The 25298-nt window shown below is 69.2% G+C and carries 21 protein-coding genes; 10 read left to right on the top strand and 11 right to left on the bottom strand.

What is annotated here, in order from left to right:
- Nucleotides 1–712: 712 nt before the first annotated feature.
- Complete coding sequence (locus MMF94_RS11075) at nt 713–1537, bottom strand: YmdB family metallophosphoesterase (RefSeq protein WP_241036256.1); 825 nt, start codon at nt 1535–1537, stop codon at nt 713–715.
- A gap of 149 nt (nt 1538–1686) precedes the next feature.
- On the opposite strand from MMF94_RS11075, the gene MMF94_RS11070 reads away from it, so the two are divergent.
- The 5 genes from MMF94_RS11070 to MMF94_RS11050 all read left to right on the top strand — a co-directional run bounded on the left by MMF94_RS11070 (nt 1687) and on the right by MMF94_RS11050 (nt 6682).
- The gene (locus tag MMF94_RS11070) at nt 1687–3279 is read left to right on the top strand and encodes an MFS transporter (protein WP_241036255.1); all 1593 of its coding nucleotides are present in this window, start codon (nt 1687–1689) and stop codon (nt 3277–3279) included.
- A 37-nt stretch (nt 3280–3316) separates the two neighbouring features.
- Nucleotides 3317–3481: a hypothetical protein gene (locus tag MMF94_RS11065; RefSeq protein WP_241036254.1), complete on the top strand. Its 165-nt coding sequence runs from the start codon at nt 3317–3319 to the stop codon at nt 3479–3481.
- Nucleotides 3482–3693: 212 nt separating this feature from the next.
- Nucleotides 3694–4698 (top strand): methyltransferase domain-containing protein, encoded by a 1005-nt coding sequence (locus MMF94_RS11060; protein WP_241036253.1) that lies wholly within the window; start codon nt 3694–3696, stop codon nt 4696–4698.
- 234 nt (nt 4699–4932) lie between these two features.
- Entirely contained in the window at nt 4933–6102 is a 1170-nt protein-coding gene (locus MMF94_RS11055) for a catalase family peroxidase (protein WP_241036252.1), read from the top strand.
- Entirely contained in the window at nt 6092–6682 is a 591-nt protein-coding gene (locus MMF94_RS11050) for a cytochrome b (RefSeq protein WP_241036251.1), read from the top strand. Before MMF94_RS11055 ends, MMF94_RS11050 begins: the two co-directional genes overlap by 11 nt.
- A 72-nt stretch (nt 6683–6754) precedes the next feature.
- Here the strand turns inward: MMF94_RS11050 and MMF94_RS11045 are convergent, their stop codons facing one another.
- Nucleotides 6755–7648 carry an alpha/beta fold hydrolase gene (locus tag MMF94_RS11045; protein ID WP_241036250.1) on the bottom strand — a complete coding sequence of 298 codons (894 nt, stop codon included), beginning with the start codon at nt 7646–7648 and terminating at the stop codon, nt 6755–6757.
- A 222-nt stretch (nt 7649–7870) separates the two neighbouring features.
- Here MMF94_RS11045 and MMF94_RS11040 point away from each other — a divergent pair, with 222 nt between their 5' ends.
- Nucleotides 7871–10636: a hypothetical protein gene (locus tag MMF94_RS11040; RefSeq protein ID WP_241036249.1), complete on the top strand. Its 2766-nt coding sequence runs from the start codon at nt 7871–7873 to the stop codon at nt 10634–10636.
- 256 nt (nt 10637–10892) lie between these two features.
- Here the strand turns inward: MMF94_RS11040 and MMF94_RS11035 are convergent, their stop codons facing one another.
- Nucleotides 10893–11828 carry a helix-turn-helix domain-containing protein gene (locus MMF94_RS11035; protein WP_277398696.1) on the bottom strand — a complete coding sequence of 312 codons (936 nt, stop codon included), beginning with the start codon at nt 11826–11828 and terminating at the stop codon, nt 10893–10895.
- A 284-nt stretch (nt 11829–12112) separates the two neighbouring features.
- On the opposite strand from MMF94_RS11035, the gene MMF94_RS11030 reads away from it, so the two are divergent.
- From MMF94_RS11030 to MMF94_RS11020, 3 genes are all read left to right on the top strand, one after another.
- Nucleotides 12113–12838, top strand: a complete 726-nt coding sequence (locus MMF94_RS11030; protein ID WP_241036248.1) for a hypothetical protein — start codon at nt 12113–12115, stop codon at nt 12836–12838.
- Nucleotides 12835–13170, top strand: coding sequence for a transcriptional regulator (locus MMF94_RS11025; protein WP_241036247.1), 336 nt, complete (start codon nt 12835–12837; stop codon nt 13168–13170). Before MMF94_RS11030 ends, MMF94_RS11025 begins: the two co-directional genes overlap by 4 nt.
- Before the next feature lie 189 nt (nt 13171–13359).
- Nucleotides 13360–14277: an LLM class flavin-dependent oxidoreductase gene (locus MMF94_RS11020; RefSeq protein ID WP_241036246.1), complete on the top strand. Its 918-nt coding sequence runs from the start codon at nt 13360–13362 to the stop codon at nt 14275–14277.
- A gap of 30 nt (nt 14278–14307) precedes the next feature.
- Here MMF94_RS11020 and MMF94_RS11015 read toward each other — a convergent pair whose 3' ends face one another.
- The 7 genes from MMF94_RS11015 to MMF94_RS10985 form a co-directional block, all read right to left on the bottom strand.
- On the bottom strand, nt 14308–14856 hold the full coding sequence (locus MMF94_RS11015) for a hypothetical protein (RefSeq protein WP_241036245.1): 549 nt from the start codon (nt 14854–14856) through the stop codon (nt 14308–14310).
- A 394-nt stretch (nt 14857–15250) separates the two neighbouring features.
- Nucleotides 15251–16489 carry an RNA polymerase sigma factor gene (locus MMF94_RS11010; protein WP_241036244.1) on the bottom strand — a complete coding sequence of 413 codons (1239 nt, stop codon included), beginning with the start codon at nt 16487–16489 and terminating at the stop codon, nt 15251–15253.
- Between the two features lie 7 nt (nt 16490–16496).
- On the bottom strand, nt 16497–16889 hold the full coding sequence (locus tag MMF94_RS11005; protein WP_241036297.1) for a YciI family protein: 393 nt from the start codon (nt 16887–16889) through the stop codon (nt 16497–16499).
- Between the two features lie 190 nt (nt 16890–17079).
- On the bottom strand, nt 17080–18312 hold the full coding sequence (locus MMF94_RS11000; protein ID WP_241036243.1) for a hypothetical protein: 1233 nt from the start codon (nt 18310–18312) through the stop codon (nt 17080–17082).
- 451 nt (nt 18313–18763) lie between these two features.
- Nucleotides 18764–19654 carry a carbohydrate ABC transporter permease gene (locus MMF94_RS10995; protein WP_241036242.1) on the bottom strand — a complete coding sequence of 297 codons (891 nt, stop codon included), beginning with the start codon at nt 19652–19654 and terminating at the stop codon, nt 18764–18766.
- Nucleotides 19655–19659: 5 nt separating this feature from the next.
- Nucleotides 19660–20598 (bottom strand): carbohydrate ABC transporter permease, encoded by a 939-nt coding sequence (locus MMF94_RS10990; RefSeq protein ID WP_241036241.1) that lies wholly within the window; start codon nt 20596–20598, stop codon nt 19660–19662.
- Nucleotides 20595–21920, bottom strand: a complete 1326-nt coding sequence (locus MMF94_RS10985) for an ABC transporter substrate-binding protein (RefSeq protein ID WP_241036240.1) — start codon at nt 21918–21920, stop codon at nt 20595–20597. The genes MMF94_RS10990 and MMF94_RS10985 overlap by 4 nt, the downstream gene beginning before the upstream one ends.
- A 104-nt stretch (nt 21921–22024) precedes the next feature.
- On the opposite strand from MMF94_RS10985, the gene MMF94_RS10980 reads away from it, so the two are divergent.
- Nucleotides 22025–23191, top strand: coding sequence for an RNA-guided endonuclease InsQ/TnpB family protein (locus tag MMF94_RS10980; protein ID WP_241036239.1), 1167 nt, complete (start codon nt 22025–22027; stop codon nt 23189–23191).
- 82 nt (nt 23192–23273) lie between these two features.
- Here MMF94_RS10980 and MMF94_RS10975 read toward each other — a convergent pair whose 3' ends face one another.
- Nucleotides 23274–25133 (bottom strand): glycoside hydrolase family 127 protein, encoded by a 1860-nt coding sequence (locus MMF94_RS10975; RefSeq protein ID WP_241036238.1) that lies wholly within the window; start codon nt 25131–25133, stop codon nt 23274–23276.
- Nucleotides 25134–25298: the final 165 nt, after the last annotated feature.

Below are 25298 nucleotides of genomic sequence, written 5' to 3'. Positions count from 1 at the left end.
CGCTCGACCATGATCAGCATTTGGGGGTCGGGAACCGGGCGATACGCGGTTGCGCGGCCCCAAATGATGATCATCGGTGTGGTGAGCGGGCGCCCCGCTCGGAGACGGCCTCGTTGATGCTCATGATCGGCCGGCCAACCCTTGTGTCGGAAGTTGATCATCATCGGGCGGGCAGCTCGGCGGGGTTACGGGGCCGGTCGGCTCGGGGCCGTCCATGATCGACGTTTGGGGGCCGGAGGCCGGGCGATACGCGGCTGCACGGCCCCAAGATGGCGATTATCGGTGTCGGTGAGCCGGTGGCCTGCCAGGAGATGGTCCCTGTGCGGTCCATGATCAGCAGATCGGGACCGAGAGCCGTGTCGGGCCCGGTTGTGCGGCCCCAAACGTTGATCTTCGCCAGCGGGCGGACTGGTCGGCTCGTGCCTTGCCGGGCGGTCGGCCCAGGCGGCCGTCCATGATCGGCGTTTGGGGACCGGGGGCCGGGCGATGCGCGGCTGGGCGGCCCCAAATGGCGATCATTGCCGGCGGTGAACCGGTGCTCGCCGAGAGCGGCCCCTTCGCGTCCATGATCGGCAGATCGGGGCCGGGAACCGTGTCGGGCGCGGTTGTGCGGCCCCGAACGTTGATCTTCCTCGGAGCGGCGGGCTCTCCCTGACCTTCCGGGAGACGGCCCCGGGACCCAACTTGTCGACCAGCAGGAAACCGCGGGCGGTCAGTTAACCCGCTCGATCGCCGTGGACCGGGTTCCGTCGATCGTCACCACGACCGCGCCGAGCGTCATGGGGCCCTCGGCGAGCTCGTAGGGCGGGAGGTCGGTGATGTCTTCGCCCCGCAAGGTGGCCACCCAGTGCGCCGGGGCGATCCCGGTGACGCCGCCGAGCCGTCCGGTCATCCCCACGTCGGTGACCAGCGCCGTGCCGTGGGGGAGGAGGTGTAGATGGTGGGTGGCCTCGTGGGTGTGGGTGCCCAGCACGGCGGCGGCCTGGCCGTCGACCGCGTAGGCGAACGCCTGCTTCTCGCTGATCACCAGGCCGTGGAAGTCGATGATGGTGGCGCCCTGCCGATCGACGGCCTCCCAAGCCGGCCAGAGAGGGTCGACGCGCCCCGGGTAGTCGAGCCAGCGTTGGAACATCGGTTGGGCCTCGACCACCGCGGATTTACTCATCACGTTGACCACCGTGATCGTGTGGCCGCGGACGCACAGCGCGATCGTCCCCTTGCCGGGAACCCCGGCGGGCATGTTGACCGGGCGAAGCACGCGGGGATGCGCCAGGACTCGTTCCACCTCGGCGACGTCGCCGTCCCACGCGTGGTTCCCGCTGGTGATGACGTCCACACCGGACTCGACGAGCCGTCGCACGACGTCCTGGCTCATGCCGAAGCCCGTGCGGATCTGCGGGCCGCTGCGCAGCGCATTCTCGGCGTTGACCACGACGAGATCCACCCGCCGCTCCCGACGGAGCGTCGGAATCCGCTCGCAGACGTAGTCAACCGCATCAGGCCCGACGACGTCCCCCAGAAAAAGAACGCGTGGCATGACCGACTCCTTCCATGTTGTCGAGCTGGTTCACGACGATTCTGCTGATCGGGACGAATCGTGGGCAACGGACCGATGAGACGTTCTGATAATCAGATCTACCGTAGGTGCAACCGGCGGCTCCTGCCATATATAGTGATTCACACAGTATGGCTTCGGCCACTCCGGGGAACCAGGTAGAGTTGTTCGTGTGTGAGTCGGCAGCGTTTCCTCGGAATTCATCGGCGTGCCATGCTCGGTCAGCATTTCCGTCGAAGGGCGTCTTGGATTGTTGGCTCCGGCCGAGTCGTGCCTGGGGTATGGAGTTTCAGATGATGCGATCAGCCCGCCGTGACAGGGCGGTGCCGGTGATATCCGATCCGATCGAGGAGGCCCTCGACGATGCGCCACTGAGCCTGTTCCATTTCAGGGCGGCGATCACGGCGGGCGCGGGCTTCTTCACCGATGCCTACGACCTCAACGTCATCGGCACGGTGATGTTGCTGGTGAGACCACAGTTCGGGCTCGACGCAGGTCAGGTGGCGCTGGCAAGTAGCTCTGCGTTGCTGGCCACCGCGATCGGCGCGTTCCTGTTCGGACGGTTGGGCGACCTGCTCGGCCGGCGCCGGATCTACGGGCTCGAAGCCGCGATCATGGTGGTCGGCGCGCTGCTCTCCGCCGTCTCACCCAACTTCACGTGGCTGCTGGTTGCCCGGTTCATCCTCGGTATGGGTATCGGAGGCGACTATCCCGCCTCCGGCGTGATCATGACGGAGTACGCGAACCGCTTCAATCGAGGCAGGTTGGTGGGGCTGTCGTTCGCGTTCTACGTCCTCGGGCAGATGACGGCGTATCTCGTGTCGTTGCTCATCCTCGCTGCGGGTGCGCCATCCGACCTGGCGTGGCGCCTCATCCTCGGCTTCGGCGCGATTCCGTCGATCATCGTGCTCTGGAACCGCAGGCACATGCCCGAATCGCCCCGCTGGACGTTGCGCGTGGCTGGGGACAGGACGCAGGCAGCCAATGATCTTTCAGCGTTCTCGGATCGAAGCGGTATCGGCATGGTCTCCCGCCAGGCTCGCGTCAAGCTCGCATTGAGCGGAATGCTCCGGAACAAGATATTTCTCATCACGCTTGTGGGCACCGGTGTGAGCTGGTTCTTCTACGACGTGGCGTCCTACGGCAACTCGGTGAGCCAGCCGCTGCTGATCAAGAGCATCTCGCCGGCAACCGACAACGTGACGAACGTGGCGATCAACGCCCTACTCGTGATCTGCTTCGGAGTGACCGGTGCGCTGGTTGGGCTCGCCGTGATCGACCGTATACGACGAACCACGCTGCAGATCTTGGGGCTCTGTCTGTGTGCCGCATCGATGCTCCTGATCACATCGGTCCCGGGCCTGACGGATACGGTGGCGCCATTCGCGGTGGTCTTCGGGCTGTCTCTGTTCGGTTCCGCATTCGGCCCGAATCCGGGCCTGATTCTGCTGAGCGCGGAGTGCTATCCGACCGCGGCGCGGAGCACCGGCCACGGGATCTCGTCCAGCCTCGGCAAGGTGGGTGCGTTCATCGGTGCTCTCCTCGCACCGCTGGTGCTGAGCGCCTATGGCCTGCGGGTCACCACGTTGCTCGCGGGTGCGTGCTTCGTGCTGGCGATACTCGCGACCCTGGTGCTGCGGGACCCGTCCGGCGTGCCACTGGACGCTGCCAGCGCGGAAATGGATGGCGACCTGCGCGCGGCACCGGAGCTGGAGCCGGCCTGAGGCGCCTGGGTTCGGGGTGGGTAGAAGTCCAGGAACCATGTCCGGCTCGTCCGACTCGATGCGCGAAGCGTCGGTCTTCCGGCGGCTCCGCGTTGCGAGTTCGCGTGCCGGCTTCCGCTGGTCTTTTGTGCCGGAGCTCCAACTGGGCCGCGAAGAAGCACTGGCCCGGCTGGAGGCGCTGGATCCGGAACAGCCCGTCTGACCGTGCTCGCGCTGCGCCAGATATCCGGTCGCGCAGCCTGCTCGACTGATCTAGCTTCCCGCCCGATGAGTTTCTTCTTCCGACGTCACTGACCCGCCTGCGGTCGACGGGGAGCACCCCGCCGTGGGCGATGCGGGACGGCTTGTGGCCGCCCCGGGTCGCGGCGTGGGAGAAGGGCAGTGCGTGCTGGGGCGTGCCTGGTGGCGCGAAGCGTGCGTGGAATCGAAGACCTGGTGGCCGCCGAGATCGGCAGGCGGGGGCTGGGGGAGGTGGTGGCCACCGGGCATCGGGAGGTCCGGTTCGTCACGTCGGACACGGCCGCTCCCGGCGTCACGGCGTTGGCCACGGCCGATGACGTGTTCGTCGTCGGCGTGGAGGTCGACGGGATCGGACGGGCTCGGGGTGACCTCGCGCGGCTGGCGCGGGCGGTCGCGGCTGCGGATCTGAGCGCCCCGTTGGCGCTGCGGGCTCGGTGCGGTGGGCCGCCGGGCGGTTCGGTGGACGTCTCGGCGTCCTTTCTGGGGCGCAGGTCGTTCAGCCGCTTCGACGTGGAGGACGCCGTCGGCGCGGTGCTGGCTCGTCGGCTGGGGTTGCGCTATCACTCGCGACGCTCTGACGCTCGCCCGCCGGAGGGCGGTCTGACCTGGCGGGTGACGGTCGTCGGCGATCGCGCGACGGTGGCCGTTCGGGTCGGGGCGCGGCCGCTGCATCGGCGCACCTGGAAGGTCGCCGGCGTGCCCGGAACGCTGCATCCGCCACTGGCTGCGGCGATGGTGGCCCTTGCCGGGGTCGCAGCGGGCGAGCGCGTGCTCGATCCGTGCTGCGGAGCGGGAACCCTCGCGATCGAGGCGGCCCTCGCGGGAGCGGTGGCGATGGGCGTGGACCTCGATGCCGGGGCGCTCGCCGCCGCTGCTCGGAACGGGAAGCGCACGCCGGTGCGGTGGGCTCGCGCGGACGCGGCTGCGCTGCCCGTCGCGACCGGCTCCGTCCGGCGGGTGCTGCTGAACCCGCCGTGGGGCCGGGTGGTCGAACCGTCGGGACGGCTGGCCCGGAGGCCCGATCTGCTCAGCCGGGAGATCCGCCGGGTGCTGGAACCGGACGGAACGGCCGTGGTCCTGATTCCGGAGGGCAGTGCCGCTCCCGCGGGCTTCCGGGTGAACCGCCGGATCCCGGTGGCACTGGCCGGAGCACGCCTGGTCGTCCTCGTCCTCGGGTAACCGCACATACCGGATGGCCGCCGCACACACGTCCCGCAATGTGTGCGGTGGTCACCAGACGTGTGCGGTGAGCGATCAAGATCGGCGGGTCAATTCTTAACAATTGGACAAGTTCGATCCGTGTCCGCCGTTGCGGGGTGGGCGTGTACGTAGAGTCGTAGTGGGTGCAGAAACGCACGAAAAGAGCTTTCGGTTGCCAGCGAGAATTGCTGGGAAAATAGGAAAGGGGAGCGGATGGACGACGGAACGGAGCCGCCGGCTCCACCGGGCGAGCCATCGGATGAGGAGCCTCCGACCGTCCGCACGCCGCTGAGCCGGCGCACCATGCTGCTCGGGCTGGCGGCGGTCGGCGGGATCAGCGCGGTGAACGTCGGTGCCTTCCTCGGCGCCGGTGGCTGGTTCACGCCCGACACCCTCACGACGTCCCGGTTCGTCGACCGTTTCGAGCAGGTGTTCGGCAAGCACGACGGGTTTCGCCGCAACCATGCCAAGGGCGTCAGCGCCACCGGGCTGTTCACCAGCAACGGCGCGGGCACCGCCCTGTCGAAGGCGTCCGTCTTCCAAACCGGTACCACTCTCGTCACAGCGCGCTTCTCGATCTCCGGCGGAATGCCCGCCGCCGCCGACACCAACGCCGCGGTCCGGGGTCTCGGCGTGCTGTTCCACATGGTGGGGGGTGAGCAGTGGCGCACCGCGATGGTGAACGTGCCGGTGTTCACCGACCGCGTTCCGCAGGGCTTCTACGAGCGGCTGCTGGCCACCGAACCGGTGCCGGGCACGGGCCGGCCCGACCCGGCGAAGGTCGCAGCGTTCCTGTCGAAGTACCCGGAGACTGCACGTGCCATGGCGGTGATCAGCAAGACGCCCCCGTCGACCGGCCTCTACAACAGCCCGTACCACGGCCTGAACGCGTTCCGCTTCACCAACTCGGCGGGCGTCACCGTGCCGGTGCGCTGGATGATGATGCCGGAGGGACCGATCCAGACGGTGTCGGGCGCTGCGCATGCGCCCGGCAAGGACTACCTGTTCGACGCACTGATCGACAAGTTGGCGCAGGGCCCCATGCGCTGGCGGTTCCTGATCACGGTCGGTCAACCCGGCGACCCGACCAACGACGCCACCACGGCGTGGCCCGCCGACCGGCGCCAGGTCGACGTCGGCACGCTCACGATCCACTCGCTGCAGACCGAGGCGCCCGGCAACGCGCGGGACGTCAACTTCGACCCGACGGTGCTGCCCGAGGGGATCGCGCTGTCGGACGACCCGCTGCTCGCCGCGCGGTCCGCCGTGTACGCGCAGTCCTATCAGCGCAGGACAGGCGAACCCCATTCCCCGAGCGAGGTCACCGTCATGCCGCCGCAGCCGACGCGGGTCGACGTCCACGAGGTGGATCATGAGAATTGAGCAGGAGCCGGTTCCGGTGCGGTTCACCGTCGTCGCGCGAGCGTTCCACTGGACGATGGCGGTGATGGTGATCGCCATTCTGTTCATCGGCGTGTTCATGGTGACCTCGATAGCCGACTTCCGATTTCTGGTCGCCATTCACGAGCCGCTGGGTATCGCGATCCTCGTTTTCGTGCTGGCGCGGATCTGCTGGCGGCTGACGCACGTGCCGCCGCCGTTCCCGCCCGGGATGAGCCGAGTCGACCGGCTGGCCGCGAAGTACTCGGAGTGGCTGCTCTACGCGTTGCTGCTGGTTCAGCCGCTGATCGGCTGGGCGATGGTGTCCGCGTCCGGCGAGCCGATGGTGCACTTCGGGTCGCTGTACCTGCCGGACATCGCGCCGCAGAACATCACTGTGTTCGCCGATCTGCTGCGCGCCCACATCGTCGCGGCCTACCTGCTGTACCTGGTGTTCGCGGCGCACCTGGCCGGCGTGCTGCTGCACACCATCGTGTTCAGGGACCGCGTGCTCGACAGGATGGCGTTCTGGCGTGCGCCGAGGTCCGCGAGCGCGGTGGTCGAGGAAGAGCAGCCCGTGTAGTGACCGCGAGATCCGCGTTTCGGCCCCCGCGAGGGCGCAAAACCCGATCTCGCGACGATCGTGGGCTCCGGCTCAGCCGAGCTTCGCGAGGAACTCGCGCAGCGCGTTCGTGACCTCGGCGGGGGCCTCCTCGGGCAGGTAGTGGTCTGACGGGACGGCGGCGCCGCGCACGTCGTCGGCGTACTCGCGCCAGATCTGCACAACGTCGTAGGTGCGTCCGACGAAGCTGTGCTCGCCCCAGAGCGCCAGCAGCGGGCAGCTCACGCGGCGCCCCGCCTCGGCGTCGGCGTCGTCGTGGAGCAGGTCCACGCCTGCGGCGGCGCGGTAGTCGGCGCAGGTCGCCGCGATCACGGCGGGATCGGAGAAGCACCGCACGTACTCACGGACGGCGTTCTCGTCGAAGCCCCGCCCGTTCGCCCACCGCGCGGTCATCCGGGTGCGGATCCAGAACTCGGGGTCCTGCCCGAGCAGGTGCTCCGGGATCCCGTTGCCCGTGGCGAGGAAGAACCAGTGGTAGTAGCCCAGGCCGAAGGTCGCGTCGGCGTGGGCGAACGCGTACCGGGTCGGGACGATGTCGAGCACGGCGAGCCCGCGCACGGCGTCCGGCGCGTCGAGCGCGAGCCGGTGCCCTACCCGTGCGCCGCGGTCGTGCCCGACGACGGCGAACTGGTCGAACCCGAGCGCCTGCATGACGAGCAGTTGGTCGCGGGCCATGGCCCGTTTCGCGTAGACGTCGTCGGTGACAGGTTCCGGGTGGGCGCTGTCGCCGTAGCCCCGCAGGTCCGTGAGCACGACGGTGTGCGTCTCCGCGAGGGCGGGTGCCACCTCGTGCCAGATCAGATGGGTCTGCGGGTAGCCGTGCAGGAGCAGGACCGGCGGGCCGTCGCCGGCGACCGCGGTGTGGATGCCGACGCCGTCGGCGTCGATGGTCCGGGTGGTGAAGGTGGACGGAAGAGGGACGCTCATAAGGCTCCTTAGCAACTGGGGACAGCGGGATGAGTCCTTGCTTCGAGGATGCGCCATCGCGGGATCCGAATGGTCCGAGTGCGCCCCGACCGTCCTTTAGACCTGTAACTGTGTAGGTTCCTCCGACGATCTTGACCGAGGGCGCGGTGATGATCTTGAGGCGCGACAGGACGGACTCGCCGTAGTTCGAGTCGGCACGGTAACGATCTGCGAGAGGACCACATGGACCAGCAGCAGGAGTCTGCGCGATTCGAGCAGTTCGAAGGATTCGACGCGCTCATCACGATGCTGGACGAGATCTACTGCCGTCCTCGCCGCACGGAATCGCGGAGTCGCACCCGGCCGATCATCGCGTGCGTACAGCCGCGGCTGCACGAGAATCCCGGCCTGCTGCGGTCGATCGCGGACCGGCTGACGTCCCGGGACGGACGGCGCCACGTCCCGTACGCCCTGGTCTCCTGCGGGCCCGACCCCGCACCCACGCATCCGGCCGACCCGGACCTCGTGCCGCTCACCCCGGCTGACGTCGTCGCTGTGCGCGGCATCCTGGTCGACGCCGCCAACCAGCTGGCGCGCGATCAGGGCGGCGCGTACCGCTTTCCGCGCTTCCGGCTCGTCACCTGGTCGATGGCGCAGACCTTCGAGGGAGATCCGGAGACGGAGCAGCGGCTGCGCGAGCTGCGGGTGAGACTGCGCGAACGGGCGCTGTGGTCGATCGCGGTCCCGGAGGGGGTCGTCTCCGAGGCGTTGCCGATCTGGCTGCGACTGCTGGGAGTGCTCCTCACGCCGTTCTATTTCCGGGCCCGGCAGAGCGGCCGCATACCCGGATTCGGCAGGCGGTACCGCTGGTTCCTGCGCCAGCCCAACATGGCGCCGGGACAGTTCCGCAGCTTCGTCGGGATGGCCGAGCGCCTGACGGAGGGGGAGTGGTCGCAGACGGAGAATCCCGAGCAGGTCCTGCGGCTGATGGTCAACGCGTTCCTCGAGGATCTGCGGGAGTCCTTTCGCGGCGGCGGGTGGACGCGCCGCTACCGCACGACGTGCCCGGTCGTGCTCCTGGACGGCATCACCCGCACGAACGGCGGCTACGCGCTCCTGCGCACCGTGAGCGCGGTCCGCAACGAGACGGGGTCGTTCGACCCGCTCCTGCTCGTCACCACCAGCACACGGGTGCCTCCCCTCGCCGACAACCCGCAGCCGGCGCCCGACGCGCAGGGCCACCCCGCGGTCGCAGCCCCGACGGCTCTGGCCGTCTGGAGGCAGGGCATGCCCCAGCGCCGACGCAAGCGTGACGTCCGGGCGTGGATCGTCATCGTCCACATCCCCGAGCGCGCCGAGAAGCAGGGGAGTCCGGCCCAGCGGATCACCCTGAGACGCCCGTCCCGGCCTGCGCTGCGCACGAGGCGCGCCTCGGTGCTGGTGGTCTCCACGATCGTGATCCTCGCGTCGGGCAGCTACTGGCAAGCGGGGATGGCCCACAGCGCGAGCACCTGCGGCGACGGGTTCACCTGGCTGGGGGTCGAGTCGACGGCCTCGGACGTCAGGCGGGTGGACGACGACGTCTGTATCGGCGTCACCGACGGGAGCAACCCGCACGTGCTGCCCGACGTGGAAGTCTTCGACGAGGTCCGCACCACGATCCTGCGGCAGAACAACACGGCTCTCCAGCTCCATGCCGACCAGCCCGAGCGCCCGTTCGTCACGCTGGTGTTCCTCGGTTCCCTCACCGCCCCGTCCACATCGGGCAACGACGTGCTGACGGCCGAGCGTGAGCAACTGGCCGGCATGGCAGTGGCGCAGGCCGTGCAGCTGACGAAGCCGCAGCAGCAGTACGAGCCGATCGTTCGCGTACTGATCGCCAACGCCGGCCCGGGAATGCGCCACGGCACACAGGTCGCGCAGCAGCTCGGCGCGATGGCGCGCACGGACCCCAGCATCGTGGCCGTGGTCGGCCTCAGCGAGAGCAGGCAGACCACCGCCGACACGATCGCGGCGCTCGGCGCCGCCGGACTTCCCACCGTCTCCGCCACGCTCAGCGCCGACTCCTTGGTCGAGGAGAGCAAGCTCTACTTCCAGATCGCTCCCCAGAACCGGCGAGAGGCCGAAGTGGCGGCCGCCTACGCTGACCAGCTGGTCACAGTCGGCCGGGTCGAGCGTCCGCTGACGCGCCAGGCCCGCATCTACCTGTCCGACGACGCGGAGGACCTCTACAGCCAGAACCTCGCAGCCGACTTCACGGCGAGCTTCGGCTCGCGTGGCTTCGACGTCGAGACGGTGACCTTCACACCCGGTGGTACCAGCCAGGGCGCGGCGGCCGCCGACCGTCACGTCAGCGACGCGGTGGTCGCCGGGCGCGACGCATGCGACTTCGACGGGGTGGTCCTGTACGCGGCACGGGGACTTCCGGACTACCCGGCGTTCGTCAACGGGGTCAGCAACCGGTGCCGGGACCGGCCGCCGTACATCCTCGCGAACGACGACGTGACCCGCTACGTGGCCGATCGCAACATCAGCAGCACGAACACCGCCGTGCCGTTCGAGTATTTGTCCTTCGCGACGGCTCCTGAGCTGCTCAGCACGCCGCCGTCGGAGTCGAGCGACTTCTATGCCCGGTTGAACTCGATGTTCCCCTACGAGCAGACGTCCGACCGCGGCCGCTCACTCGACGGGCACGCTGCGCTCAATCACGACGCCGCCTACACGGCGATCCTCGCCGTGAGCTATCTGGCGCGGGACGGCGTGGCCATCGACGGCGGGACGGTCTGGTCGGCCCTGATGTCGGTGACCGACGCCGCGGGCGCCCAACGCAGGTACCTGGGCGTGACCGGGCCGATCGACTTCGGGGGCACCGTCGGACGGCGGGTGCCGATCGACAAGCCGATCACGGTGATCCGCTTCACGGGCGGCGGTCCGACTGCGCAGGACAACATCGTCTGCGCCGGCCGGGGCGATCCCCTCACCCAGCCGTGGTGTCCGTTCGACTCGTGAGTTCGCGGCCCGCTGCGGCAACGAGCGGTGCGGTCATGTCGTGGGTGCGGAGCCCCCTGGATCTCCCCGACGGTGCGGACCCGATGGCATCGGTCCAGGACGGTGAGCCGGGGCCGGGCCGCGATCGCCGCCCGGCCCCACCCCCCTCGGGCCTGGGATCAAGCGGCGATGCGCTCGGTGATCTGTCCTCGAATCCCCGATTCGCGTCCGCCTGACCCCTTGTTGGCTGTGTGAACAGTCGATCAGACGAGGGTCCTCAACCTGTACAGCGATTCTTCTTGAGCAGGAACGCATTTCCTGTAGCGCGGTCACGGGAGTGGTCAGCGCGGTGGAGGTGCTCACGCCGCCAACCGGCCGGCGTCGTCCCGTATTGCCGTCGGAATGCCCGTTCGAACGTACTGAGATCGAGGATCCCGACCGCGGCCGCGATGTCCGATGTCGTGAACCGGGCGTACCTCGGATCGGACAACATCGCCCGGGCCGCCAACAGCCGCTCCTCGCGAAGGTACGCACCGGGCGTGGTCCCGATCCGCCCGAACAGGGTGTACGCGTGAGCGACCGACACATGGTGGCGCCGCGCCAGCTCCTCGACCCGCAGGTCAGGGTCGGCCAGGTGCTCGCGGACGTGCCTCCGCATCATGTCGAGCAACACAGCGGCTGGACCGTCCCCGCCCGGTGCGGAGGGGGCGACATCCCGCAGCGCCATCCCGAGCAACTCGATCGCGGCCCGCCCGGCGTCGAGGCGCTGCGGCGCGGTGAGCTCGTCCGCAACCTCGAACAGACGATCCAGGTAGCCCGACAGCATCTGCATGGCCGGAGCGGTCGGGTCCATGCTGCGTGCACAGGCTTCGCTGATCTCGGCCGTGTGGAGCGGGAGCAACTCGCGGGAGAACCGCAGGTTCATGCACCGGGTCCCGGTCTGCGACACCCGGTGGTGGGGCTCACCCGGCTCGATCAGAACACCGGTACCGGCTGCCAACTCGGCCCAGCGGTCGTGCTGGCGGACGCGGCCCCGTCCCGCCGCGAACACGCAGAAGACCATCGCATTGTCTGTTGACGGCCTCGCCGCCATCCGGCCGGTCCGGACCAAAGACAGCGGAGCTCGGAAATGCGACCAGGAAAGAGTCATGGACTCGCTTAGTTCGTGAACCGCCGAACGCCCCCGGAAGTCGGGCCCCGTCCGGGCGATCACCGGTAGACAGATCTCCTTGGCGACCTGTTCCAACTCCTCGCCGGTGTACTCGAGAATGTGCACGGGCCAAAGTTAGTTCCGGCCATCCGTCGTGGGCGAGGGCCGTCCCGATCTCACCGCTCCCCGCCTATCCCCTAACGGCGGCGCCCGCGCTCCTCGTTGTGACGAGGTCCGGTCGCGGCACAGCGGGGCCCGCGAGGGCCGCGACGAGTGCTCGCTCCACTGAGCGGCCCGGCTCGTCGTCGCGTGTTGCAAAAATCTGCTTGTGATGCAAACCTGCTGCCATGACAGACCGATCGGCTGCCTCCGTGGATGCCGCCCGACAGATGCTCTCGACCACCCGGCAGCTCACCCGACGTGTACGCCACGCGCAGCGCAGTACCTGGTTCCCGCTCGTGCTGCTCGGCCTGGTGGTCGTCGCGGCGGCGCCCTTCTACCGCTTGGGGCGATACGCCGTCACATGTGATCCGGCATTGGGCGCCCGCGGCGGCGTGGAGATCATCAGCGGGGGTGCCTGCGTCCAGGTCGTCGCCTGGCCCGTCGGGGTCTACTGGATCGTCGCTTTCGTGCTGGCGTACGTGGCGATCGCAGCCTTCTCCGTGTTCCGGGCCCGCCGCCGTGGGGTCGGCGCCCGCGTCCTGCCGTACGTGGCCTCGGGAATCGCCGCCGGGCTGGTCTTCGGTGTCGCCTCGGCCTGGGCCCAGCAACTCAACCTGATCGGCTACTTCCCGGCAGGTCCGGTCGCTGCCGGTCTGGTCCCGCTGATCTCGATCAGCCTGGCGTTGTTCGTGCTGGCGCGGGTGGAACGCAACTGGCCCCTGCTGGCGTTCGCCGCCTGCTATCTGGTGGTCGCGCTCCTGGCCTGTGGGATCGGTACGCGGAGTCTGGGTCTGAACGCCGGCTGGAACCTCGGTCCGATGTGGAGCTTCCTGCCGAGCCTGGTGGTCGCCGGCGGTGTGCTGCTCCTCGGTGGCGTGGGCTTCGCACTGGCCGAATGGCGCCGGGTATGACCCATCCGGCGAACGGACTCGACGACGTCGTTCACCAGCGTGTCCGGCTGGGCATCCTCGCTGTCGTCCACGAAGCGCGGCGAGTGGAGTTCGGCTTTCTGCGGACCACATTGGATCTGACCACCGGCAACCTCTCCCAACACCTGACCGTATTGGAGAAGGCCGGGCTGGTGGAGATCGAGAAGGGCTACGAGGGCAAGCGCGGACGTACGTGGATCCACCTGACGGCAGCGGGCAAGACAGCCCTGTACGAGGAGATCTCCCAGCTGAAACGACTGATCCGTCAGGTGGAGGAGACCCCAGCGGCTGACCCTGCGTCCGAGCCCCCCTAGAGCGAGGTCGCCGTCGAATCGTGCAGTGGCGCTCCTGGGCCGAGCCCGATCAGTCGACGCGATTGCCCCGATGGGTGGGTCTGTAGACGACACTACTGTCCGGTCCGCGAGGATTGATCGAACGTCGGATCGCCGAGGAGGACGTGTGGGTCGAGCAGTGCAGTCGGGTCGGCGACCGGGGGTCGGCACGTGAGCCCGACGCTGAACGTCGGTGTGCGGATCCCGTCCGGAGAGGCGCCCGACCCGGCCGACCTCCGCCAGTTCGTGCAGCGCGCCGAGGAACTCGGCTTCGAGTCGATCTGGGTCGGCGACCACGTCTTCCACCACACCGACGTCCTGCACCCGCTCGAACTGCTGAGCTGGGTCGCCGCGCAGACACACCGGGTTCGGCTGGGCACGGCGGTCGTGCTCGCCGCGTACCTCAACCCGGTGCTGCTGGCGAAGAGCGCCGCGACCATCGACCACCTCTCGGACGGGCGCCTGGTGCTGGGCGTGTCTCTCGGCGGCACCGCCGAGGAGTTCACCAGCCTGGGTGTGCCCATGCAGCAGCGGTTGGGGCTGCTGATGGAGAACGTCGACATCGCCCGCCGCCTCTGGCGCGAGGACGGCGTCGACCACGTCGGGCGCTACCACCACCTCACCGCCGCGAGCGTCCGGCCCAAGCCGCGTCAGGATCCGTTGCCGGTGTACTTCGGCGGACGGAGCACAGCGATGCTTCACCGCCTCGCCCGCGTGGCCGACGGCTGGATCGCCAGCGGCCACTGGACCGTCGAGGAGTTCGTCGCAGGCACCGCGATGGTCCGCGAACGGGCTGCCGAGAGCGGCCGTGATCCGGACCGGCTCGGCATCGCCAAGGTGCAGGGTGTGAGCGTCCACCGCGACGGTAAGCAGGCCAGGGAACGCGCCCGCTCTCACTGGCAGCGCTACTACGGGCCGACGTTCGACGTCGACCGCTCGGTCATCCACGGCACCCCGGACGAGTGCACCGAACTGCTGGCCGGTTTCCGGACGGTGGACGCGCCCGAGGTCACCCTCATCCTGGAGCCGACGAGCCTCGAACCGGCGGAACTGGACCTGCTCTGGGAGACGGCCAAGAGCCTCTGCTGAGGCGCGGGCTGTGGATCCGACGGGTCCTGGTCAGAGGAGGGGCTCGAGCGGGGCAGGCCGGCGGGCCTGGCCTTGTGCCGGGTCCCCGGACCAGGCGGTGCGGTTCGGATCGAGCCCGACGCGGCCTGCGGCGAACTTGTCGTGTTCCTGGCAGGCATCGATCAGCGGCCGGACGAACTCCTCGGTCAGCTCGGCGTCGGTGATCGTGACGGGCGTGCCCCCGTTGATCTTCCTGTTCATGAACTCGTACGCCATCTCGAGGTACTCCGAGCGGGGCGTGATGGACCCGTCGTCCGCATAGTTGTAGTCCGGCTGTGCGCCTGGGTCGTCCGTTCGTTTGGCCGGGTCGGGACCGAGGACGAGGTTGGCCGGGAGATTCTGCAGGGCCTTGGTGACGGCAGCGAGGCTGTCGTTGGTCGTCGTGAAGGCTTTGTCGGCGTGCGGGCCCACGAGCTGCACGACGAGCGTCCTCTGGTCCGGAGTGAGGTGGCCGGCGAAGGTGGCGAGCATCGATTTCGGGACGATGTGGTGCAGGGCTTGGACGAACGGGTCGTTCGGCGCGAGCGCCTTCTCTTTCACCAACGCCTTCTTCGTCGCGGTGCCTTTCCAGTCCAGCGATGCTCGCTGGACGGCTGCAGGAGGAGGAGCCGGAGTCGGTCTCCTCTCACAGAGCCACCGGGTCACTGCGGCGTTGCCGGCCATACGCTGCAATGCCGGTAGCCCTGTCGCAGCCGGGACGGGGGCGCAGCGGGCCGCCGGATCGGGCGGCCTCGTCCTGGACCTCTCCTCGTGATGGTGCGCGCGCACGAAAGACCCCCCCGGAGATCGTCCGTCACCGTCGGGTATACGTGTTGCGGCGTGCAGGAGAAAGAGACGTTCGGGCAGCGTCCGGCGGTCCGTTCGGGCAGATGGACGCCATCGCGGGGCCGGCGACGCCCCGCTGAGTGAGCGCGGCTCGGAGAGCGTGATCGACTCACGTGGCGAGGCGATCGGCCCGCTCGTGGAGAAAGCGCTGCTGAGGCACGCTGGTGGTCCGCCCGGCGGCGGTGCGGTAGGAGTCCCGGGCGGCTGTGTGATCGCCCAGCTTCTCCAGCAGGTGCCCACGTACCGCGTGGATGCGATGGTCGTCCGCGATGCGCTCGTCGGAGCGGAGCTCGTCGAGCAGGACGATCCCCGCGGCCGGGCCGTGCACCATGGCCACCGCCACGGCGTGGTTCAGTCGCACCACCGGGTTGTCGGAGATCTGCATCAACAGCTCGTAGAGCGCCGTGATCTGTGGCCAGTCGGTGGCCTCGGCGCTCGGTGCCTCGTCGTGAACGGCGGCGATCGCTGCCTGGAGCTGGTAGGGACCGGTTGCTCCCCTGGGGAGTGCCGTGGTGAGCAGATCCACGCCCTCGGCGATCCGGTCGGCGTTCCAGAGGCACCGGTCCTGCTCCGCCATGGGCACCAGCGCGCCGTCCGAGGTGGTTCGCGCGAGCCGGCGCGCGTCGGTGAGCAGCATCAATGCGAGTAGCCCGGCCACCTCGCCGTCGTCGGGCAGGAGGCCGTGGACCGTTCGGGCCAGGCGGATCGCCTCGGCGGACAGCTCGGTGCGCTGCAGGTTCGGCCCCGACGTGCTGGCGTACCCCTCGTTGAAGATCAGGTAGAGCACGTGGAGGACGACCCCGAGCCGGTCGGCACGCTCCGCCGCGGACGGCATACCGAACGGGACGCCGCTCTCCCTGATGCGCTGCTTGGCCCGGCCGATGCGCCGGGCCATGGTCGCCTCCGGCACGAGGAACGCGCGGGCGATCTCCGCCGTCGTCAGCCCGCCCACGGCCCGCAGGGTGAGCGCGATCTGCGCGGCAGGCGGCAGCGCGGGGTGACAGCACAGGAACAGCAGCACGAGCGTGTCGTCGAAGTCCGCCGCCGGCTGATCGGTGGCGGGGGTCAGCCAACCGTCGGGCAGCGTCCAGCGCGCCACCGTGTCCTCCCGGCGCCGGCGGGCCTGCTCGCTGCGCAGCAGGTCGGTCAGCCTGCGCGAGGCAACCGTGATCAGCCATCCGCGCGGGTTCTGCGGCACGCCCTCTTCCGGCCACTGCACGGCCGCCGCTAAGAGCGCCTCCTGCGTGGCGTCCTCCGCGGTGTCGAAGTGTCCGTACCGCCGTACCAGCGCGCCGAGGACCTGCGGCGCCAGCCGGCGCAGCAGGCCCTCGGCGTCGTCACCGGTCACAGGATGCTCAGACCTCGAGCTCCTCGACGCTTCCGACGATCGGGCGCACGTCGACGTACTCACCGGGCGCATCGGGGTTGACGAGGCCGGCGGCGATCTCGGTGGCGCGGTCGAAGCTTGCGCACTCGACGACCGTGTAGCCGGCGAGCACCTCCTGCGTCTCGGGGTACGGCCCGTCCGTCACGACCGGCGCGCCCTGCTGCAGCTGGACGCGCCGGGCGTGAACGGGAGCGGTGAGGCCCTGGGCGTCGACGAGCTCGCCGGACTCGGCCAGCTTCTGGTGGAAGGACTCCATGTACGCGTGCATCGCCGAGACCTGCTCGGCGGACATGGCGGGCTTGTCGGTGGGCTTGCCCGCGAGCATGTCGTAGTCCTGCTGACTGCCGTAGAGCAAGATCATGTACTTCACGGTCGTCTCCTCTCGGCGGCGCTCACGCGGCGCCGTCTGCCAGAGACGTCGGAACCGCTTCCCCGATCCGGCCACCACGTCCCCGACGCATTCGGACCGATCTCGTCCGCGGCCGGGAGTGGCGATCAGACCACAGGCCCCGCGGCCTCGGCCAGTGGCGGGGCCGCTCGGGCGGAGGGGGTCAGCCGGATGAACCGGGGGTCTGACGGTCGGCCCTGACGCGCAGAGTCATCGGGTTGACGAAGTCACCCTGCCCGCTGTTGTACTGCTGCTCATGGAATCGCTGGCCGGCCTTTGATCCGTACATCCGGAAGAACCACTTGCGCTGCCACGCCAACTTGTCCGTGCCGAGGGCGGCGTACTCGGCCTGGGCCTTCGCGTACGTGGTGCCTCCGAGCTCCTTGATCATCTCTGCCACTCGTTGGCTCTCGAACGCGCCCGTCGGCGTCTTGCCCGCGCGGTTGAAGATCCACCCCCTGGTCTTCTCCCGGTACTCGGTGAGCAGCTTGCCCTCGAGTTGCTGCAGTGCCTTCTGGGCCTGCTGGTCACGTGTGTAGTTCTCCAGGGTCACCTGGTCGGCACCGTCGAGGCTGCGGGCGACGACCCCGGCGAAGTGGTAGTTCCAGACGTCCACGGCCGTCCGGTCCGTGGACGTCCCGCCGGGTTCGGCGGTCGCATAGTCGATCCGGGCGTCGCGGCCGATCGACACGGTGGTGAACGCCTCCCCCACATCGGGCTGTGCGTGGTTGTTGATACCCATCGCCCGCGCGGCCGCATCGGCTTCGCCGGGACGCTCCCGCAACGCGCTTCCGTACTGTTCCGGCACTGTGGTGGCGCGCTGCTCCGACTCGGCGCCCGCCTCGCCGGCTCGGACCTTTTCCGTCACGCGCGGGGCGAGATGGTCACCCACGTTCCCCGACCACGGCTCGGACTTCGAGTCCGCCAGAACGACTTCCATGTTGTGACTACCGATCACGCTTCTGGCCACGTCGATGCACTGGGCCTTGATCAGGTCGGCGAATCCCGAGGCCTTGGCCTCCTGTGCCTCCTTCTTGAGCCTCGGCGTGATCCTGGACAGCTCCCCGTGCCCGGTCTTGATCCGGGCCCCCTCCGGCACGAGGGTGTAGTCGCTGTTCACCTGCTCCAGTGACGTGATCGACTCCGCGAGCACCCTGGGAGACGCATAGAACTCCTTGGGCTCACGTTCGGTGTCGTGGACGGCGAGCGTGCCGTCGTCCGAGATCTGGAGAGAGACGTCATCGGGAGAATGCGTCAGGGCGTCCATGTGGTCGATCTCGTAGTTGATCAATTCGTTCGGTGATTTGCCGTCCCGCAGGACGGCATCGGGTGACTGCGTCTCGAAATGCGTGCTGTCGATGCCGTCGCCCGCCACAACGGGCCGCTCGCCTGTCACGAACCGTTGCACGGTGGGTATGCGCAGTAACTGCGTGCCGGATTCTTCGGCCGGCCGATGGCCGCGGTCCGCGCCGTGCTCGTGCTGCTCCTGGGCCCACGAGTGTCCTGAGCAGCGGAGCATCTGAACGACCACCGCGTTGCCGGCGGCATGTTGGAGGGCGAAGAGTGTCTGCGCCGGAGATTCGTCTCGCCTCTGCCGCGCGGCCGTCGCCTCCGCCGTGGCACGGGAATGGGTGGGATTTCGGGTTATCTTGTGCTTACTCCGCGTGTGCACAGAGGCCCTTCCGAGGCGGCGTTCCGAGACAGTTCCTTCCTTCATATGTGAACCGTGCGGCGCAGGGAAGAGTCATCTTCGACACGGAATCGATCACAGCCGTGCCATCGACGAATGGAATGCCACGACTTGTAGTCGGTGAAGTACTGGGCGCGATGGAGGAAATTGCCGAGGCTCAGCCCTTGACCGCTCCCGAGGCGAGCCCGGCGACGTAGAACCGCTGCAGCGCGACGTAGAGCACCACGCACGGGATCATCGCGATCACCGAGCCCGCGGCGAGGTAGCCGAAGTTGATCTGTCCGTACGCGCCCTGTTGCAGGTTCACCAACGCCACGGGGAGGGTGTAGAGGTCGCGGTCGGTCAGGAACGTCAGCGCCCCGAGGAACTCCGTCCACGCCGCGAGGAAGGCGTAGAGGGCGACGGTCGCCGCGCCCGGCGTGATCAGCGGGCGCAGTACCGACGTGATGATCCGCAGGGTGCTTGCGCCGTCGATGTGCGCGGAGTCCTCGAGCTCACCCGGCACCGAGGAGAACGAGTTGCGCATCACCAGCACGCCGAACGGCAGGTTCACCGTGGTGCAGAAGAGCACCAGGCCGACCAGGCTGTCGGTGAGCCGCATGAGGTTCATCTGCAGGTAGAGCGGGGTGAGGATCGCCTGGAACGGCACCATCATCGACGCGACGACGAGCGCGAACAGCACGGGACCGGAGCGGAGACGAAAGCGCGCGAAGCCGTAACCCGCGGCAGTGGCGAGCACCGTGGTGAGGGCCGCCGTGCCCAGCGCCACGATCAGGCTGTTGGCCACGGCCCCTACGAGGCTGTCCGGCCCGCTGAGCAGCGCGTGGAAGTTCTCGAAGGTCAGTCCGAGGAACGTGGCCGCGTCCGGCGCCGCCACGATCACCTCGTTCGGTTGCACCGAGCGCAGCAGAGCCCAGACGAGGGGCACGGTGAAGACGAGGAACGCCCCGCCGCCCCCGACCGCGTAGAGCACGCGCTTCGTCCACGTCTCCTGGCGGCCGGTCGACGTGCGGGACGTGCGGGCGGATCGCGGCGCTGCGATGGTCACGTCGATCACTCCTCGCCCCGGAGCAGCCATACCTGCAGCGCGGTGACCAGCGCCACCACGACCACCAGCACGACCGACAGCGCCGCGGCGGCCCCGAGTTGCAGTTGAACGAAGGCCCGGTTGTAGATGTAGAGCACGACGGTGGTGGTGGCCGAGCCCGGACCGCCGTCGGTGAGCACGTAGAACTGCGTGAACGCCAGCAGGGAACCGACCACCGAGATCACCAGGCTCATCGCGATCGTGCGCCGCAGCATCGGGATCGTGATCCGCCACTCCTGCTGCCACCAGGTCGCGCCGTCCAGGTCAGCCGACTCGTAGACCTCCGCCGGGATCGCCTGCATCCCCGCCATCAGCAGCAACATCGTCAGCCCTGCCACGCCCCAGATGACCAGCGTCGACACCAGCCCGGTCGCCAGGGGCCCGTCCACGAGCCAGCCCGTGTCGCCGTCGGTGATCCCGAGTGCGCGCAGGACGATGTTGATCGCCCCGCTGCCCGGCTGCGCCTCCAGCACGGTCATGAGGCTCAGGGTCGTGAGCCCGACCACGAACGGCAGGAAGAACACGGTGCGCAGCAGCGTGGCTCCTCTTCTCCTGCTGCGGACGAGCACGGCCAGCGCGTAGCCGACCACGAGGAGCGGGATCGTCACGATCGCGGTGTAGAGCAGCGTGTAGAGCACGGCCCGCAGGAAGCCCGCGTCCGAGCCGATGCTCACGTAGTTGGCGAACCCGGCGGGGGAGACGTCGCCGATCAGCGGCCAGTCGGTGAACGAGATACCGAGCGCGAACAGCAGCGGCGCCAGCACGAACACCACGACCATCAGCACCGCGGGCGCGACGAGCAGCAGCCCGGTACGCGGTGGGTGCGTCAGGGACTGCCGTCGTCCCGGTACGGACCGGGTGGCGGCGGGGGACTGGGCGACCGGCGCCGAGACCACGGCGCTCATGTCCGGGCCTGCCCGAGTATGCGGTCGAAGGACTCCTGCGCCTGCGTCATGGCCCCCTCGATCTCGCCGTCGAAGACCGCGCGACGGAACATCGTCAGCCACGGCCCGTCGGGCTGGTTGTAGAGCTCGTTGTAGGACAGGGTCTTGGGCGCGTACCCCTCTTCCTGCGCCTGCAGCGGAGGGAGCGTCAGTGGGTTCCGTGCGGCGAACTCCGCGGTCGCGACGTCGGCCCGGGCCGGCGTGTAGCCGCTCTCGGGTAGGGCGGACTGCTGGGGCAGGTCGAGCGCGTACCGCACGAACTCCCACGCACCCGAGGCGTTGACGGCCCCGCGTGGGATGCACATGTTGTCGCCGCCGTCGAAGAAGGCGCGCCCGCCGTCGGGGCCGGGGAGCAGGCGGACGGTGGTGGCCGCGAGCAGTTCGGGCCTCGCGTCGCTGGTGACGGTGTCGAGGCTCGAAGGGAACATGCCGATCCGCCCGGCGTGGAAGTCGGACGCCCACCGCGCGGCCTCGTCGGTGTAGCAGCCGGGCGGGACGAGCTGGTCCTGCCCGAGTGCACGGTGGAACTCCAGCGTGCGGCCCAGTGCGTCGTTGCCGGTGACGTTCCCCTCCTGCGCCCCGGGTTCGCCGCGGATCAGATCGGTGTCGGCAGCCCAGATGTGCGGCTGCACGATGAACCCGAGCGCGCCGGACCCGTTGCCGGGGAAGGTCCAGCCGCGGACGTCGCCGCCGAGCGCGGTGATCCTCCGCGCCGCGTCGAGACATGCACCCAGGTCGGTGGTGGCCTCGTCGACGTCGATCCCGGCCCGGTCGAACAGCTGCGTGTTGCAGAACAGCACCGAGTTGTCGGCCAGGTACGGCACGCCGTACTGCCGTCCGTCCACCGTGGCCAGTGCGAGGTGGCCGGGGCTCAGCTGATCGGCGAAGCCGAGATCGGCGATGAGCGGGGTGAGGTCGGTGAACGCGTCGCGGTGGACGAACAGCAGGGAGTTGATGTCGTCGATGTCCACGAGGTCGGGCACGTTCCGGCCGCGGATGGCGGTGGCGAGCTTGGTGACGTACTGCGCGTCGGGCACCGGGACCAGATCGACGGTGAGCCGGTCCTGGGAGGCGTTGAACGTGTCGACGAGTGTGGTGAGCCCCTTCTGGGTAGCCGCCCGGCACCACACCTCGACCCGGCCCGTGGCCGATGTGCCGAAGCCTGCCGCCCCGGTGTCCGGCTCGGGCAGCACCGAGCTGCAGGCCGGGAGCGCGGCGGCGAGGGCGCCGAGCCCGGCGAGGGTGAGGAAACTGCGGCGTGAGGTCGTCGGCGAGGTCGTCATCGGGACTCCAAACCGGCGGATGCCCCTGCCTTCAGGCTGGGGAGGAGCCGCTCTGTCCGTGGGGGTGAACCGCGCCTCACAGGTCGAGGTCGTATTGTGTGAGCGTGGCGGAGCGGGTGGTGAAGCGGGCGTTCAAGTACCGCTTCTACCCTTCCGACCGGCAGGAACGGGAGTTGTTGCGGACCTTCGGATGCGTCCGGCTGGTCTATAACCGGGCTCTCGAAGCTCGCACTGCAGCCTGGTACGGGGAGCAGCGGCGCGTCTCCTACGTGCAGACCTCGGCCTTGCTCACTGGCTGGAAGCAGGAACCGGAGCTGGCGTTCCTCGGTGAGGTTTCCTCGGTTCCGCTTCAACAGTGCCTGCGGCACCTGCAGTCGGCGTTCACCAACTTCTGGGACAAGCGGGCCAAGTACCCGCGGTTCAAGTCCCGCAAGCGTGGAGGCCAGTCCGCGGAGTACACCAAGTCTGGGTTCCGGTGGCGCAACGGAGGCCTCACTCTGGCGAAGATGTCTGAGCCACTCGACATTCGTTGGTCCCGGCCCCTGCCCGAGGGCGCCGAACCGAGCACGGTCACGGTGTCGCGAGACGCGGCCGGCCGCTGGCATGTGTCGCTGCTGGTCGAAGCCACCGTGTCCGACGCAGCCCCGACCGCGGGTGTGGTGGGGATCGACGCGGGGATCACGTCGCTGGTCGCGCTGTCCACCGGCGAGAAGGTCACCAACCCGCGCCACGAGCGTCGGGACCGGAAGCGGCTCGCGCTGGCTCAGCGCAGGCTGGCGCGGAAGTCGACGGGCTCCAACAACCGGGCGAAGGCCCGGGTCAAGCTCGCGCGTGTCCACGCCCGCATCACCGACCGGCGCCGCGATCACCTGCACAAGCTCACCACTGGTCTCGTTCGTGAGAACCAAACGATCGTGATCGAGGATCTTGCAGTTCGGAACATGGTCGGCAACCATTCCCTCGCCCGCGCTATCTCTGATGCTGCGTGGTCGCAGATGCGCAGCATGCTCAGCTACAAGTGCGAGTGGTACGGCCGTGACCTCGTCGTCATCGACCGCTGGTACCCCTCGTCGAAGGTGTGTTCCGTGTGCGGTGCGCTGCGGGAGGAGATGGCGCTGAACGTGCGGGAGTGGACGTGCCGTTGCGGCGCGCACCACGACCGCGACGTGAACGCGGCTCTGAACATCCGAGCGGCCGGGCTGGCCGTGCTCGCCTGCGGAGACGGCGTAAGACCTGCACGCGCGCAAGCGCTTGCGGGCAGCGGTCGCTGAAACAGGAACTCTCCCAGGCGACCGGGAGAATCCCCGTCCTTCAGGGCGGGGAGCAGTCAATGTCCTCTCCTGGCGGGTTGGGTCAGATCGTGGGAATCCAGACCCGCATGGCTCCGGCGCCGCGGTTGGCCCACGCGTAGTACGGGACGAGGGTGAGGTCCAGCTCGCCGGCCGCCTCGGTGCGACCCCGGGTGGTGACGACCGTGACGCCGCCCAGCAGGTCGGGGCGATGCTCGGTGGCCGTGGCAGCGGACGTGTCGATCTGCAGGTCGTCGACGGGGGCGGCATGGTCGGCCTGCTCGGCGGCGTGGACCAGCGGCCCGCGCTCGACGGCCACGCACCCGCGCACGGCGTCGACGCGGGGGTGGACCGCGGTGGTGCGGACGTCCATCGGCAGGTGCAGCTCGACGACGTCGCCCGCGCTCCAGTCCCGTTCCAGCCGTGCGTATCCCGGATCCACGTTCTGTGTCTCGCCGCCCGCGCTGACGGTGGCGCCCGTCGCCCACTCGGGCACCCGCAGGGACAGGGCGAACCGGCCGGGTGAGGCGAGCACTCGCACCCGCACCCGACCGTCCCACGGGTACTCGGTCTCGACGGCCAGCTCGACGTCCCCGCTGGTCACCGTGCCGGGCGCGTACTGGTGCAGCTGCACGCCGTTCGCGTCGCCCGTGGCCAGGTAGCCGTCGAGGCTCGCCAGGGTGCGCATGACGTTCGGCGGGCAGCAGGCGCAGTCGAACCAGCCGCGGCGGCCGTGGGCGGGCGAGCGGTCCCCGTCCGCGTGCGCATCGGCGCGCAGTTGCAGTGGATTGACGTAGAAGTAGTCGGCGCCGCTGAGCGAGATACCGGCGATGAAGCCGTTGAACAGCATGCGCTCGATCGCGTCGGCGTAGCGCGCGTCGCCGGTGGCGAGCAGCATGCGCCACGCCCACTGGACGCCGCCGATCGCCGCGCACGTCTCCGCGTAGGCGCGGTCGGCTGGCAGCTCGTACGGATCGCCGAACGACTCACGGTCCCAGCGCGAGCCGAGGCCACCCGTGACGTAGGACTTCGTGGCGAGCATGTGGTCGAACTGGATGCGCAGCGCGTCCAGCAGTTCGGCGTCGCCCAGCTCGGCCGCGACGTCGGCCGCGCCCGCGGCGAGGTAGACCGCGCGCACTGCGTGGCCCTCGACCGTGGTGGCCGTGCGGACGGGGACGCGGTCGGAGAAGTAGGTGGGCTCCTGGCCGTAGCCGGCCATCAGGCCGTGGCCCCGTGCCTCGACGAAGTAGCGGGCCAGTTCGAGATAGCGGGCCTCTCCGGTCTCGCGGTAGAGCTCGACCAGCGCGGTCTCGATCACCGGGTGGCCGTCGACGTCGTGGCGGCGGTCCTCGCCGAACGTGGCAGCCAGGTGATCGGCGAGCTTCACGGCGACGTCCAGCAGCGCGGTGTCGCCGGTGCAGCGCACCTGCGCGACCGCGGCCTGGATGAGGTGGCCTGCGCAGTAGTGCTCGTGGCTCCAGGGCAGGTCGAAGTAGCGTCCCCGGTCGCGGTGGCGGACCTGGACGACGGAGTTGAGGTAGCCGTCGTCGGCCTGGGCGGCGGCCACGACGGCAGTGACCTCCCGCTGCATCGCGAGCAGCTCGTCCGCGGGGTTGCGGCCGTACTCCCACGCCACGGCCTCGAGCCACTTGTAGACGTCGGAGTCGGCGAAGATCGGGCCGACGACCTCTCCGGTCGAGACACCGGCGGCGATCCGCAGGTTCTCCAGGTTGCCGGCCTCGTCCAGGCGCCGGCGGCCGACCCGGATGGCCGCGTCGCCGTTGGCGCGCTGCCGGTCGGCCCAGAAGCCTCCGGTGATCCTGGCCTCGCCGAGGCCGAGCGGGCGCAGCCGTACGGCGGCCGCGCCGGTGGGTGCGGCGGGTGCCCGCGTGGTGCCGGTGGTGGGGGACGAGGTCGCCGTCATGCCGCTCCAGTGCGCGTCGCCGGGCCGGTCACGGAAAACCAGGAATTCGTTTTCCGGCGCTGACGCTAAGGCGGCCACCCGGTCGGGTCAAGGTCTGTACTCATCAACTCTGTTGATGAGCGGGATAGAATCGACCCTCCACGGAACGAGCGGAAAAGGAGCTGT

It is taken from the genome of Pseudonocardia alaniniphila (assembly GCF_022524485.1).
Taxonomy (GTDB): domain Bacteria; phylum Actinomycetota; class Actinomycetes; order Mycobacteriales; family Pseudonocardiaceae; genus Pseudonocardia; species Pseudonocardia alaniniphila.
The sequence above is the reverse complement of the archived record's forward strand: the minus strand, read 5'-3'. Positions and strand labels throughout refer to the sequence as shown.

What these genes read in the sequence shown, in the direction of transcription:
- MMF94_RS11070 (WP_241036255.1), top strand. Translation starts at nt 1,687, where the DNA reads ATGGCTTCGGCCACTCCGGGGAACCAGGTAGAGTTGTTCGTGTGTGAG.
- MMF94_RS11025 (WP_241036247.1), top strand. Translation starts at nt 12,835, where the DNA reads ATGACCCATCCGGCGAACGGACTCGACGACGTCGTTCACCAGCGTGTC.
- MMF94_RS11040 (WP_241036249.1), top strand. Translation starts at nt 7,871, where the DNA reads ATGGACCAGCAGCAGGAGTCTGCGCGATTCGAGCAGTTCGAAGGATTC.
- MMF94_RS11030 (WP_241036248.1), top strand. Translation starts at nt 12,113, where the DNA reads ATGACAGACCGATCGGCTGCCTCCGTGGATGCCGCCCGACAGATGCTC.
- MMF94_RS11050 (WP_241036251.1), top strand. Translation starts at nt 6,092, where the DNA reads ATGAGAATTGAGCAGGAGCCGGTTCCGGTGCGGTTCACCGTCGTCGCG.
- MMF94_RS10985 (WP_241036240.1), bottom strand. Translation starts at nt 21,920, where the DNA reads ATGACGACCTCGCCGACGACCTCACGCCGCAGTTTCCTCACCCTCGCC.
- MMF94_RS11005 (WP_241036297.1), bottom strand. Translation starts at nt 16,889, where the DNA reads ATGATCTTGCTCTACGGCAGTCAGCAGGACTACGACATGCTCGCGGGC.
- MMF94_RS11065 (WP_241036254.1), top strand. Translation starts at nt 3,317, where the DNA reads ATGTCCGGCTCGTCCGACTCGATGCGCGAAGCGTCGGTCTTCCGGCGG.
- MMF94_RS11075 (WP_241036256.1), bottom strand. Translation starts at nt 1,537, where the DNA reads ATGCCACGCGTTCTTTTTCTGGGGGACGTCGTCGGGCCTGATGCGGTT.
- MMF94_RS10975 (WP_241036238.1), bottom strand. Translation starts at nt 25,133, where the DNA reads ATGACGGCGACCTCGTCCCCCACCACCGGCACCACGCGGGCACCCGCC.
- MMF94_RS11045 (WP_241036250.1), bottom strand. Translation starts at nt 7,648, where the DNA reads ATGAGCGTCCCTCTTCCGTCCACCTTCACCACCCGGACCATCGACGCC.
- MMF94_RS10990 (WP_241036241.1), bottom strand. Translation starts at nt 20,598, where the DNA reads ATGAGCGCCGTGGTCTCGGCGCCGGTCGCCCAGTCCCCCGCCGCCACC.
- MMF94_RS11055 (WP_241036252.1), top strand. Translation starts at nt 4,933, where the DNA reads ATGGACGACGGAACGGAGCCGCCGGCTCCACCGGGCGAGCCATCGGAT.